The organism is Paenibacillus sp. P4_A9, assembly GCF_056402415.1.
In genome coordinates this window covers 1-14,191 of record NZ_JBFUHL010000094.1, presented here as the reverse complement: position 1 = coordinate 14,191, position 14,191 = coordinate 1, and the positions used below count along the sequence as shown (strand labels likewise).

The following is a 14,191-nucleotide window of genomic DNA, read 5'->3' as shown; positions in this document are numbered from 1 at the left end:
GGCTGTAATAGCATCACTATAGGATTTCGAATAATCATCGATTTTATCGTATTGTTTTCCTAAACCAATAATTATTTCGCAATAAATCATGTCATAAGCAAAGGTCAGTTTGATCATCTCTAAAGCCTGGTCTAATTGTCCGCGGTCTACCTCACTCTTCAAATTGACCATGCAAACATATAAGTAAGGCTCATATTCCGTCAAATAACAATTCACATACTTCTTCATAATTCCCAAAAGAACTTTCTTCATCTTTTCCAAAATCAATAAACGGTCTACTTCCACAATCTCATGATAAAATCGATCTCTAAACTGAATCATAAAGCAGCAACATAAATAATTCCCTGTGTGAAAATCAATTTCATTTAAGATTTGGTTAACGGAATAAGGCTGTGGCCCGCGATGTCCTTTAATTAAATTCGTGAAAAACTGCTCGAGAATTTCGTCAGAGAATGTATTGATTTTAATATTGTCAACCCTATGCTGCTGGATTAATTGATTGACGCTATCTCCGATCCTTTGAAGTTCGCTTCCGCGGTGTGTATCCTTGTTCCCTTCATCCACCTTTTCCGTTGTTTGTAAAATATCTCTGATATTTTTGATCGGATTATATAAGCGAACACTAAATATGAATGAAAAAGCTATACCAATAAAAAGTAAGCTAATACAGATCCAGATAATCAAGCTAAAAATACTTGACGACTCCTGGTTAAATGAGCTCACTGGGGTAATAGAAATATACTTCCATCCATAATCAGAAGTGGTTTGAGCTAGCCAGTTCTGCTCTTGAGCAATCTGAATCGCCCCGCCACTTCCCTCCTCGGATGAAATTCCAGCCAAGATGTCCTGTTTCGCTTTCTCATCTATCTCACTGCTTTTCATAATGATCTGATTATTTTTATCCAATACAATATATTGGGTAGCCGAGAAAATCGAGTTATTTTGCAACGTAGCCACGATCGTAGGAATGGATATGGTTGTCACCATCGTTGCCAAATGCCCATTCACATATTGTGTCGTAATACTTGGGATAACCTCTCGGTAAGAATTCATATCCGCGTTGACCACTTTGGTTGGCTTCAGTAATTCGAATAAGCTGCTTTGATGTAAACGTTGACGCCAGAAATCCTTATTATACTGATCAAATTTATAAAATTTGTCAAAGAAAATGTCGAAATTAACGATACCATCACTCAAATAAACGCGTTTATCATCAACAAAAATAAAAATATTATCGACAAAATGGCTGATTGGATTGCGGTTACCCGCAATTGATCTCACAATCGATGGCATTTTGATTTTCTCTTCATCTGTAAGTAATGAATCCGGTCGTAAATATTGCTGAATTGTCTCACTGAGAAGCAAGCTGTTATTGGTTGCCTGAGCCATGCTTAAATAAATATCAATTGTTTTGGAAGATGCCTTCAAATTATCAGTAAGCTTCTCAGACGCATCCTTCTTAATTAATTGATCTGCGTTAAAATAAGAGATGATTCCAATGATGACAATTGGAATTAATAACGAGGTAAAATAAAGCAGAATTTTAAAAAATAGCCTGTTTTTGTTCAACGATTGCTTCAGATGCTTCCAATTCAAGTTTACTCCCCCTATTTATGTACGACGAAACATCTTACTTTCAAATGACTCTGCACCCTCAAGTTCCCACAAACCCCAAATGATGTACAAGTTGAGAAACTCTATTACATTTGTCATCTATATAATATTCGAATCAGTCTATATGAAATCCTCCTATCAAAACGCTATGTTATCTTTTACCACTTTTTAGAGCATCACTGAAAGGGATCAGGTAGTCGAATAAGCACGAACTAAGGCCACATAAAATCGCCTACTACGTAGAGCGATTTTATGTGGCCTTAGTTTTATAGAAGCAAGCCGTTTATACGAATAGCCAAGTTCTTTAGGCCAAAGAAATGCGGAACGTTTTCAGCTCATACGGTTTGAAATAAGCGTCAAAGCCTCTGCCGCTATGCTCCATCACTTGCTCCTCGCGCTCCATCAGGTTAACTTCCTCCACCTTTTCAATTGGAAAGTGGGTACTGAAGCCTACTGCTCCACGCTGGCCAGCATATTCGTAGCAGCGAACGATCCACTCGTCAGTATCCTCCGCCTTTTTAATCGTATCCACGACCACATTCGCACTATCACAAGCAAAAAAACTAAGTGAGGACGGTAATTGAGCTTGCGAATCGCTATTTCCGATAGGCAGTTCAGAAGCAGATGTTGGGATATTCAACTTGTGGGCCTCTATCGCCGTCCCTGCTTGAAACCAGTCTCCGTTATGGGGCAGCAGTGAGTACGTAAATTGGTGTTCGCCAAGATCAGCCGTCGGATCAGGATTGATCGCCGATTTTATTAAGGTCAGCCGCAGCACGTTGTCCCGCACATCATGACCGTATTTGCAATCGTTCAACAGGCTAACGCCGAAACCTCTTTCCGATAGGTCCACCCATCGGTGAGCGCAAGTTTCAAAGCGGGCATAATCCCAGCTTGTATTCCAATGTGTTGGACGTTCTACGTTACCGAACTGGATCTCATATGTCGCCGCCGTTGCTCGTACATGGACCGGAAACGCCACCTTAAGCAATTGCTGCCGCTCCTGCCAATTCACCTGGGTAACAAAATCAATTCTAGGATCGTCGGGATACAGCACCATGTCCTGTATCAGCTCCGATTTTTCATAGGTCCAAGCAAATCGGACGACTGTACGCAGAATGCCCTGCTCGATGATTTCCACCGAAGTCAAATTCGTAATGTTCCGAACCTTTTCTAAATAGAAAAGATCGATATCCCATGCATCGTTAGCAAGCGGCTTATCCTCATGGACGTCGAATCGGTTTCCGATCTCGCCTGGTGCGAGCACGTTCCTCTTCATCCGCTTATCAAACAACCGAGTCAATTGCCCCTTCTCGTTCCATTCGATTTCATAATATGGCGTTGTGGCGGAACGACTCGTAGCGGTAATCTGACTCTTTGTCGAAGGCGTGGCTTCGTTGGCGTTTTCGCAGTGAATCGTTATATACCCGAATGCTGGAATATGGTTTACCTCAATCAGCAGGACATTACCTTGATCAGCATCTTTAACCATCTGCGTCTGAAGCATGCGACCTTCTGCGTCGTACCAAACTTTACCTTCGAATCGCATCTCCCATGGGAGATGGATAAGATCTTTGCGCGCCCACGGGAGCGTATTCATGACGATCCAACTTGGTGAAGTCCCGTTACGTACAAGTCCCGCGAGTCGCTGCAGGCTTCCCAATTTCGCTCCGGCAGCCAAGTCTTCTGCCTCCGCGTACTCGATACGACAATCCTCATATACTTCCGCAATCGAGGATCCTGGCAAAATATCATGAAATTGGTTGCGCAGTACGATCTTCCAGCTCTCGTAGATTTGCGTCTGTGGATAATGCGCAAAGCCTGCCAGTGAGCCTAGGATGGTAGAGATCATTTCCGCGTCATGCAGTAGATTTTCCATATGTCGGTTCATTTTTTTGTTGTACGCTTGCGAAGTGTAAGTACCGCGATGAAGCTCCAGATAAAGCTCTCCATCCCATTTATGGACATAACGATCCGTACTCGTTACAGTCTCTTCTAACTGATTAAAATACTCATCAGCACGGCCGATCGTTACCTTAGGCAAGCCTGGCATATTTTCTAATCTGCGTCTAGTTTCCAACATCGTCCGTGTTGGCCCACCGCCGCCATCTCCATAGCCGAAGGCAAGCAGCATATCACGGTTCAACTCTTTATCCTGATAGTTTTCCCAAACACTGGTGACCGTTTCTGGCGTCACAAGGCCGTTATAGGTATAGAAAGTAGTGCCAGGTTCAGCATCTGGAGCGGTCGTCGTGATGTAATGCGTCAAAATTTTACTGCCGTCGATCCCCTGCCAATAGAACGTATCGTGCGGGAATCGATTATAGACATTCCAGCTAATCTTCGTCGTCATAAAGTAACGCAAGCCAGCCTTAAGCAATATTTGCGGCAGAGCCCAGCTGTATCCGAACACATCGGGAAGCCACAAATATTCGCATTTGGCACCATAGCGCTGCTCGAAATAGCGCATTCCGTACATAAGCTGACGAACCAGTGATTCCCCTGAAGGTACGTTGCAATCTGATTCCAGCCACATGGCCCCGCCTGCTTCCCAGCGTCCCTCCTGGATACGATCGGCGATTTGGCTGTAAAGCTCGGGATAATCCTTCTCCAAGTAATCGTATAACTGCGGCTGTGTCTGCAAAAACGTATATTCAGGATACTGTTCCATGTAGCGCAAAACCGTGGAGAACGATCTAGCAGATTTTTCTCTGGTGTGCTTGAGACGCCACAACCAAGCAACATCGATGTGTGTATGTCCAATGCAGCGAACTGTCACTTCACTGTTTTTGGGAATGACGGATAGCTCATCCTTTAACTTGGCGTTTGCTTCTTTGACGCTGGCATAAAAATTTGCATCTCCGGGAACACGCCAATCAATGAGTTGAAAAGCTAGGTCTAACGCCCTTAACAGACTTTTTTGTTCCCAGCTGTTATCGCTTAGCAATTGAATGGTTTGTAATACCGCGCTCGCCGTGAAATACAGATCATCCGTCTCTTCCTCCAACAGAGCAAGCGTGGAAACCTGAATTTTATGCTCCAGCTCACTCTTATCGCCTGTCATCCCGTTCAAACCGGTCCAAACTTTAAAGAGCAGCTCTACCTTCTGTCCGATCAGTTTCTCTGGTAGAAATACCTCAGGATGGTTGCCTCCAACCCCCTGATACGGCTCTCCATTAAGAAAAATAAGCGATTCGAACCCTGAATTATGCCCAGCACCCGTCTTACCGAAATCAAACAGCCCGAGTGCCTTCTTCCCTTTCCATTCGGCTGGAAACGTTATCTCCGTTTTCAGCCAAGCTGTTAAATCCCAACCGCTCCATCGTTCGCCAAGCGAGATCGTACGCCACTCCGCGTTCTCTGGCGGCATAGCCGCTACGGCCGCTTCTTGATCCTCCCAAAATTGATAACTGGGTATCGGCCGCTGGTCGATATATCGATACTGCTCCAATTCGATAATTCGTTTTTCCAATTTTTTATCAGCTAAATGTATACTTTTGGGGAGCATGGCTATTCCTCATTCCTCTGTTAATTCTTAGTTGCCACAGCTGAGAATTGCTTAGATAACTCCTTGGAAAGACGGTATAGCTGATCGACTTCCGCTTTATTCGTGGCTGTAAACTCATCATGATTTCTCGCACGTGAGCGATAATTCGAACTGATTCCTTCCTTCATCTGATAGTATTTAGCGTTAATCGGATATAACTGCCGCTCAATAAACGAAGCAACACTCAGTAAATCACTTAAACGCTGCGCTTCTTCAGGCTGCTTCTCCCAATTATGCAGAAGCCATGCATACAGATCTGGATGAAAATTAGCCATGACTCCACTGTAACCATCAACGCCAAGCTTCAATGTTTCCAAAAGCGTAGCTGTATTGGCGTTGTAAAGCTTTAATGAAGTTCCTTTAATCGCTTCCAGCTTTTCTTTGATCATCTCCACATCGCAAGAAGTATCCTTCAAGAAGAAAAATCTTCCGGTACCCGCACACCATTTCAAAACAGATGGTGTTAATAGACGCTTATATGGAAATGGACATTCATAGATACCAAACGCAATATGGTCTGGCAGCTGTTCAATTAGCTTTTGAGCGTTAGCGATCCACACATCATCGGACTCATCCGCTCCTGCCAATCGGTTCGAAATCAGGATTACGGCCTCAACACCTGTTTGTGACATCGCTGTCAATTCTCGAGCCTGATCTTCAAGCGAGTCGGAAATGTGCCCCGAAGCTATGACGGGAACCCTTCCTGCTGCCTTCTCCACGACAAAAGCGGCAAGCTCCACACGCTCTTCCAAACTCAAAAAGAACATTTCGCTAGACTGGCATACAGCAAATAATCCGTCAACCTTGTTTTGAATAAACCATTCAACCATACGTCCCATCGCATCAAAATCAATTTCTCCAGACTCCTTGTATAAGGTAATCATGGTTGGCCATACGCCATTAGGGTTATTAATCTTCATTTGGCATCTCTCTCTCATTGATATTTTTTATTTCCACAAAATTAACTTCTGTGATGGGCTCATGTTGATCTGCAGGTATCAAAAATGTCTTAATTTCACACTTGCCAAAGGTACTTCGCCAGCTGCGTTTTAAGACTGGAATGCATATATCTGTCTCCACTTCACTTCCGTAAGCCTCATTACAGCGTAGAATCCAGCCATTTCCGTCTTCTGCTGGTTTAAATGCCACAGCTATAACATTTTCGGAAGAAATCACAATTCCCTCGGAAACTTGCGGTAAATTGCCTTCGTGGTATGTTTCCCATGCCTGCTGCAGCGGAGTATGCAATTCATATGCCTTACGTACAACGCCGCTTTCCTGCCACGTTCCGGCATGAGGCGAAAGTAAATAGATAAACTCCTGTACGCCCTGATCCATATATTCCGATTGTTCATCACGTTCGCCAAAATGATCAGCATAAATCGGACTTCGCACAACGGTCATCCTTAATTCATTGTCTAGAACATCGTAAGCGTATTTGGTATCGTTGATCAGAGAAAGTCCGAACACTACTGACCGTTCCATTCCCTCATCTTTACCAGGTTCATTCCCCGATACATTCACCCACATCTGTCCAGGCACCTCGTTCCCATTGGCTGGACGTTCAATGTAGCCGTACGGAATTTCAAACACTGCACGAGGCTGCTCGACATTGACAGGAAAGGCAAGCTTAAGCATCTTATGCTGTTCTCTCCAATCAAGCCGTACCTTTACTTGCAAGTCGGAACTGTCATGTAATAAGCTAATATCCTGACGAAGGACAGAATTTCCGAAATGACTAATTACCCTAATCGTCGCTCGCAGAGGCCCCGTTTCAAGCACTTTCAACTCTGCGTTACAAAAGCGTCCCCATTCATCGCGATACTGTGTCAGACCGTGTCCCCATGTATCGCTGTGGCTCTCATCTAAGACGATTGGCACCGCTCCGTCTCCAGCCAGTACTTCTCTACAACCATTAAGCTTATCTATGATATGTCTGATATATCCTGTTTCCGGATCGAGCTCAACGAATAGCTTATTATTCTCTAAGAAGCAACCCTCAGCCCGAGCGGTCCCTTTCGGCTCCATCGGATCGCAAGCTTTATCACGATATACCCAGTACACCTGATAGCCAAAAGCCGGAATTCGCCCAGTGACTAATGTATCCCATTTATCACTGGTATTTGTCCGAGATGCCCTGATCGTTTGAATCGGCAAGGGATTGCCTGCAGCATCTGTCACACCAGCCAGCTTCTTATTAATGCCAATAGGTGCCTCCACTTCCCACGATAATGGGTTAAAAACCACAAGAGGTGATCCAAGATCATCTTGCTCCCAAAGCTGCCAGTCCTTCTCCTTGCTTAAGGATTTCACACCCGGTTTCATCGTATTAATCGACCAGGAAATCTTTTGAAGAGCAGCGTTTATCGCTTTTGCCCCAATACTTAACGCTTCACCATAAAATTCCTGAACATCGTCGTACGCTTCCTTTATACTGCAGCCGCCCATAATATCATGGAAATGATTGAACATGACATTTTCCCAAGCCCGATTAAGTGCTTCTGACGGATACGCTAAACCAAGCGTCACATTGGCAAGTGTAGAAAATTTCTCAGCTGTCAGCATCCGATGCTCTACTCGGCGGTTAGTTGCTTTGGATTCCGAGTGTGTTGAGTAACAACCGACGGCATGCATCTGCATTTCATCCTTAATCACTGGGATATCCAGATCAATCTTCATCATTTCTGAAAAATAATGATTAGGTGAGCTTAGCTGAATGTCGTCCAGACCAGGTCTATTTTGGATCTCATGGATGAGCTTAAGGTTCTCAATTGTCGGCCCCCCGCCATGATTACCTACGCCATAGAATGACATAAAGGCATGACCGCTTGCTACGGCCACATTTCTGTGGCTTAATATTTTATCTTCCATTCCGTTGCTAGCCCAATTTCCATAGCTGTCCGCGAGCCTAAATGTCATCACACGGCTGCCATCTTCCGATTCCCACCAGAACAAATCGTGCGGCAATGTCTTCTCATGCGCTCCAGGACGCATGAATACGTAGTAATCCATTCCGCCTTGCTTCAATAATTGTGGCATCATACCATGGTGACCGAATGAATCAACATTGTAGCCCACCTGCGCCATTACACCGAATTTCTCCATAAAATACCGTTGTCCATATAAGCTATGCCTAGCAAATGATTCGCCCGATGGCAAATTGCAGTCTGGTTGTATCCACCAACCACCTGTAATGACCCAGCGTCCTTCGGCAACACGCTGCTTAATTTCGGCAAACATCTCGGGAGCATTCTCTTCAACCCATTTGTAATAGGCAGCGCAAGCACACGTAAATACAAAATCAGGGAACTCATTCAATCGATCCAACGCAGAACGAAAAGTCGCTTTGATCTCCGCATACCCTTCTTGCCAGCGCCATAACCAAACTGGATCCAAATGAGCATTTCCGATTAAATGAAGCTTCTTTTCAACAGTCATTTTATCCCCTCTTCTATTATGATGATAATTTGAAACTTAACCTTTTACAGATCCAAGCATAGCTCCTTGCACAAAATATTTTTGCACAAACGGGTAAATGATAAGCACKGGCAAGATTGCAACGAAGACACATGCGTATTTAATATTTTCTGTCATGGTAGCCAGCCCCGCTTCTGCTGCGCCCATTGATGATGATTGTGCCGCCATATCTCCCGAAATGACGATATTACGCAAAAGGATTTGCAACGGGTACAGTTCTTTATCATTTAAGTAAATTAGTGCAGGGAAGAAGCTGTTCCAGTGAGCTACCGCGTAAAAAAGAAACATTGTGGCCATTACAGGCAAAGAAAGTGGTAGTACAATTTTGATGAAAACTCGAAATTCTCCGGCACCGTCCATGATCGCAGACTCGTGCAGTGCTTCTGGAATATCTTCAAAAAATGTTCTCATCAGGATCATATTGAAAACATTGATCGCAGTCGGAATTAATATGGCCCAAACCGTATTGACCATTCCTAACGCATGAACCACCATAAAACGCGGGATGAGACCACCGTCGAAGAACATGGTGAACACAACAAACAAAGCAAGAAATGAACGCCCATACATATGCTTTCGCGACAAAGGATATGCGCAAAGAGCCGTCAACGCCAAATTAATAAGCACACCACCGGCCGTATATAAAAAGGTATTGGCGTAGGAGCGTATAATGGCAGGATCATTAAGAATGACACTATATGCTTTAAAATTAATACCTACAGGTCGCCAAAATACTTCACCGCTGCTAGTCGATGACCCGGCGCTAATCGATATGATTCCCATATAATAAAGCGGATACAGGGTGATAAAGATCATAGCCAGCATAAAAATTATATTAATCGTATCGAAATAAGAAAACTTACGACTTTGCATCTAAATCCCCTCCGCTAGAACAATCTTGATCCATTTATTTTTTTGGCAACTTCATTCGCTGATATAACGAGCACAAAAGCTAATATAGATTGGAAAATACCTACAGCCGCTGCAAAGCTAAAGTCGCTGTCAATCAACCCTCGACGATAAACAAAGGTTTGAATAACATCTGCAGTTTCATACGTGGGACCACTGTACAATAATATAATTTTCTCAAATCCGACCGAAAGCATTTTACCCACAGTCAAAAGCAGCATAATCGTGACAACGGTTGAAATCCCAGGCAGTGTAATATGCAGCAATTTGTGCCAGCGATTTGCCCCATCCATCGTCGCCGCCTCATACTGTTGCGGATCGATAGCGGTCAATGCCGCCAAAAAAATAATGGAGTTCCAACCAAGATGTTGCCAAACTTCAGATCCGACATAAATGGTTCGAAACCACTGCGGCATGGACATGAATGTCTTCGGTTCCCCGCCAAAAATCTTAATCACTTCATTAATGAGACCATCGATGGAGAGGAAGTTAACCAGCATACCTACGACCACAACGGTAGACAGAAAGTGCGGAACATACGTGACGCTTTGAACAAACCTTTTGAAAAACTTTTGTTGCACCTCGTTTAACAATAAAGCGAACACGAGAGAAGATGGGAAATAAAAAATGAGTGAATAGAGGTTGATGAGTAATGTATTTTTAACCACTTGCCAAAAATACGGATCCGTTAGAAATTGGCGGAAATACTTCGTCCCTGCCCACGGGCTATGAAAGAAACCCTTGACGATCGAATAATCTTCAAATGCCATCAAATTTCCTACCATAGGTGCATAATGGAAAATAACAAAATAGGCAAAAGGTAATAGAAACATAAGATACAGTGGCATGCTCTTGCGAATATTTTTTTTAATCTCAACAACTGGTGTATTTTTTTTAATCTCTACAACTGGTGTCAAATATCTCCACTCCTTTCGGGAAAATAAAGGGACAGGCTGCCCAGTGTATCTAAGCAACCTGCCCTCTCACTGCATGAACTTCTATCTTTACTTCACGCGGGCTAAGGCATCGTTGTAGATTTTGACGATATCATCTGAACCTTTTGCTTTGAGTTGACTTACGAAGTTATCCCAATCTTTGAGTGCACCGTCTGTCACAATAAATTTATCCATGTTTTGAGCCAAGTGAGCGTCAAGCTGTGTACGGATTTGTTTCAGCTTCTCACGCTCTTCTTTAGTAAATGGAGGGTCGTTAACGAATTGAACATTTTCGCCTGCAGCCAAAGCTTTAGTTGCTTTATCGTTCCATTCTGCCCATTCCTTGGAGTTAAAAGGTAATCCAGCACGAGCGTCATCAGCAATACCAAGTCCCAGATAGCCCGTGCCATACTCAGATTGCATCGCATAAATAGCGCTTGGAGTTCTGTCCTTATACTTATTGATAACAGCATCAGTCAATTTGTAATTGCTATTATCGCCAGTGAAATCTTCGCCTTTAATACCGAAGCTAGTAACCTCAATTCCCTCTGGGGAGTAGAACCAGTCCATGAATTGAACAACTTGTTCAGGATTCTTTACTTTCGCATTAATTACGTACGATTCCGACAAGTGGCCAAGTGCATAGATAAGGTTACGCTTCGCACCGCTAGGTGATGCCATGGTATCCAACATATCAAACTTAGCATTCGGATCCTTCTTCTGCAGATTAATATTAAACGTGCCAGCGAAACCATTATTATCTTGGAAATAGAAGGATTTGCCTGCGTTTAGCTTTTCTTGCCAAATTTGCGATGTAGCCGTAGCATAATCCGGATCAAGAAGCTTATCTTTGTAAAGTTTATTCAAGAATGTGATACCCTCTTTAAACTCTGGCATAGCCGGACCGAATTTGTATTTCTTTTCTTTTGGCTCGTAGTATACTTTCGTTCCGTTAAAGGTTGTGTATCCGCTTCCAAACGCGAATGTAATTGGATTTATTAGATTTTCTGTTCCTGTAAGCCCATTTGCAGCACGAGCAGCAAACGGATAGGAATCTGGATTCGCTTCTTTCATTTTCTTCATTACTTGATGCAATTCATCATACGTAGTTGGCTTTTTCAAACCTAGCTTGTCAAGCACATCCGTACGGATCATCGAAAGCTGGCCGCCAACTCCAGACCAATTCGCTACAAGAGGGAATCCATAAAGCTTACCGTCAATTTTGTTTTTGTTGATCTCTGGCTGTTGGGAAATGAATTTCTTCAGATTTGGCATTTTATCCAAATAAGGAGTCAAATCAAGGAATGCCCCAGAGTCAGCAAAGTTCTGAATATCATCCTGCTTGACAAGCATCACATCAGGCAGGGTATTCGTTGCGATCAACGTTTTCTTTTTATCATCGTAGTTACTTTGAGGGACACTTTGCATATTGAGTTTTACATTTTTACGTTTTTCAATTTCCTGGACGGCTTTTGAATTGGACACGATAGCTTGCGAAGCGTGTTCGTACCTCATCCAAGTCAGCGATAGTGGTTGGGCCGCTGGCGTGCTTGCCGCACCAGCAGTAGTTGCCGGAGTTGCCGTATTATCCGTTGAACTGCTTCCACAACCGCTAAGCACACTTGATAGTACTAATAATGAACCAGTTACTGCCATAATCCCCTTTTTTGATTTCATCGAATAAATCCTCCCGTGTAATTGATTTGGTTTGGTTTTCCTTACACACCGATCATAGCACACCATTTTCGAGCATTTGAATATCCAAATTGGCGTTTAAAGCACCGTTTTTCCGCTATTCGGACCATGATTCATTTCTCCGCTATGATGCAAAAAGTCGTAATGCATGATTAAAAATCACGGTAAGACGATTCATTCCCCCTCTATGCACCCTCAGTGGACTTTCACTACCTAGTTAATCGCCATGCGTGGCGCAAATAAGAAAACCCGCTTCATTAGCGGGTTTCAACATCAATTGTTTACCATCAATCGTGGGAATCTGAATGGATCAGATGAATCATACCGCTTCGTGCAAGCCATATTCATCATTACTTCTTCGAGTGATTCCCGAACTCGATTAAACTGCAACGGGCTGTCTCATAAGAAACAACCCGTTTAAAAACAATGATATTTAAGCAATTTTAAAAATTCGCTAAATTGAAAATCCGATAAATCATCACAGCTGCTTGCGCGCGAGTTGTAAATTCGCTTGGTGCAAAACTTCCGTCTTCCATTCCAGTTACGACTCCAGCCCGACGAAGCGCTGTAACCGCATCTTTTGCATACTCCGCGATCATCGATTGATCGGTAAATATCTGAGAACTAGCAGTGTTAGGCAATTTCATGCCCGACATTAGGGCCACACGGTAGATCATAACCGCCATATCTTGACGGCTGATTTTCTCGTTAATGCCATAACTGCCATCTTCTTTGCCGTTAACGATGCCAAGTTCTTGCGCACTGGATACGGCTTGCTCATACCAAGCTCCCCGCTCTACATCACTAAATGTGCTCGTTGCCTGCTGATTGATTAAATTCAATGCCCCCATGAGCATTTGAATGAATTCAGCTCTTGAGACTTGGCTTTGCGGGCTAAACTGGCCTTCGCTGATTCCGGATACTATTTGGCGAGCTTCAAGGCCTTCGATGTCATCTTTTGCCCATGGCACAGTGCCTAAATCGATAAACATAGACTTCACATCTACTGCCGCATATTGGCTAAAATGCGCCGGCTTAAATTCAACCATGCCGGTCACTGCATTGTACTTCCCGTTTTTGACAATTTCTAATTTACCATCGTTAGACAAATAGTAGATTACTACCTGATGTGGTGATTCACCTGGCAGCAGCGTATATGGAATAGCAACGATTGGACGGTCATTTCCGAATTTACTAATGGTCTGGCCATCGACTGTCAGTTTGAAGTCGTATACAGTGTGATTTCCGATAGACTTCTTCACAGAATTCGACAAAGTAGCAGCCTCAACTCTAGATACAGTAAGCTCAACAATACCTGATTTGGAACCTGTTTCTGTCAACGACTCCGGGAAAATCGTAACGGTTGCTAGTCCTGTTTTAATTTCGATTTTATCAATACCCGCGTCTTTCGCATCTCGAAGCTGTTGGGAAGGAAATTGGATAACGACTTGTTTCGATATCTCGGCTCCTTCTACGTTTAACGTTACGATGTCATGCTCAGCAGATTGAATCGCTTTGCCAAAGGCATCTGAAGGAATATTTACGGTCGTAGTTCCATGAGTGTCGGGTGTTGCAACAATGGTTACAATGCCTGGTTCCGACGTATCAGGAGGATTGTCCCCCCCACCTGACGGTGGATTTACTGGATTTCCATTATTACTAGTTACGGCAAGTTGTATGGAGTTGTTAGGGACATATTGCGTTTCACGCAATTTCGAATCCATCAATTTCACGTAAGCTAATTTCACGTTCGCTTGACCCGCAGATTTACCTTTAAATACGAACGTACAAAGCTTCGAATCACCGCTGACAGCGGGTTGGTCACTCTTGAGCGCGAATGCACAAATCATTTGATTGCCCTCAGTTTTATTGACTGGAATCCCTTGTCCAGACAACTTATTCTGTGGTGCTCCTACTGGTTCAATAGAAGAATCCCATTGCAGCATGACTTCGTATGCAGAAACATCTTGTACATCGCTCGCCTGTACAGTTATTGCAACACTCTCATCTATGC

The 14,191-nt window shown here is 43.5% G+C and carries 8 protein-coding genes; all 8 read right to left on the bottom strand.

Annotated elements, in window-relative coordinates; genetic code table 11:
• On the bottom strand, positions 1–1,596 hold a 1,596-nt coding region (locus tag AC1DVJ_RS28055; RefSeq protein ID WP_477595658.1), incomplete at its 3' end, for a hypothetical protein.
• A gap of 322 nt (positions 1,597–1,918) precedes the next feature.
• Positions 1,919–5,122: an alpha-mannosidase gene (locus AC1DVJ_RS28050; RefSeq protein ID WP_477595656.1), complete on the bottom strand. Its 3,204-nt coding sequence runs from the start codon at positions 5,120–5,122 to the stop codon at positions 1,919–1,921.
• Between the two features lie 20 nt (positions 5,123–5,142).
• Positions 5,143–6,081 carry a dihydrodipicolinate synthase family protein gene (locus AC1DVJ_RS28045; protein ID WP_477595654.1) on the bottom strand — a complete coding sequence of 313 codons (939 nt, stop codon included), beginning with the start codon at positions 6,079–6,081 and terminating at the stop codon, positions 5,143–5,145.
• Positions 6,071–8,599: an alpha-mannosidase gene (locus tag AC1DVJ_RS28040; protein WP_477595652.1), complete on the bottom strand. Its 2,529-nt coding sequence runs from the start codon at positions 8,597–8,599 to the stop codon at positions 6,071–6,073. Before AC1DVJ_RS28040 ends, AC1DVJ_RS28045 begins: the two co-directional genes overlap by 11 nt.
• 36 nt (positions 8,600–8,635) lie before the next feature.
• Complete coding sequence (locus AC1DVJ_RS28035) at positions 8,636–9,511, bottom strand: carbohydrate ABC transporter permease (RefSeq protein WP_477595650.1); 876 nt, start codon at positions 9,509–9,511, stop codon at positions 8,636–8,638.
• A gap of 14 nt (positions 9,512–9,525) precedes the next feature.
• Complete coding sequence (locus tag AC1DVJ_RS28030) at positions 9,526–10,464, bottom strand: ABC transporter permease (protein ID WP_477595648.1); 939 nt, start codon at positions 10,462–10,464, stop codon at positions 9,526–9,528.
• Between the two features lie 87 nt (positions 10,465–10,551).
• Positions 10,552–12,159 carry an extracellular solute-binding protein gene (locus tag AC1DVJ_RS28025; protein ID WP_477595646.1) on the bottom strand — a complete coding sequence of 536 codons (1,608 nt, stop codon included), beginning with the start codon at positions 12,157–12,159 and terminating at the stop codon, positions 10,552–10,554.
• A gap of 461 nt (positions 12,160–12,620) precedes the next feature.
• The coding region (locus AC1DVJ_RS28020; protein ID WP_477595644.1) for an S-layer homology domain-containing protein at positions 12,621–14,191 on the bottom strand (1,571 nt) is incomplete at its 5' end.

Bases quoted from the DNA above. Each gene is read 5' to 3' on its own strand.
- AC1DVJ_RS28050 (WP_477595656.1), bottom strand. From the start codon at position 5,122: ATGCTCCCCAAAAGTATACATTTAGCTGATAAAAAATTGGAAAAACGA.
- AC1DVJ_RS28045 (WP_477595654.1), bottom strand. From the start codon at position 6,081: ATGAAGATTAATAACCCTAATGGCGTATGGCCAACCATGATTACCTTA.
- AC1DVJ_RS28040 (WP_477595652.1), bottom strand. From the start codon at position 8,599: ATGACTGTTGAAAAGAAGCTTCATTTAATCGGAAATGCTCATTTGGAT.
- AC1DVJ_RS28025 (WP_477595646.1), bottom strand. From the start codon at position 12,159: ATGAAATCAAAAAAGGGGATTATGGCAGTAACTGGTTCATTATTAGTA.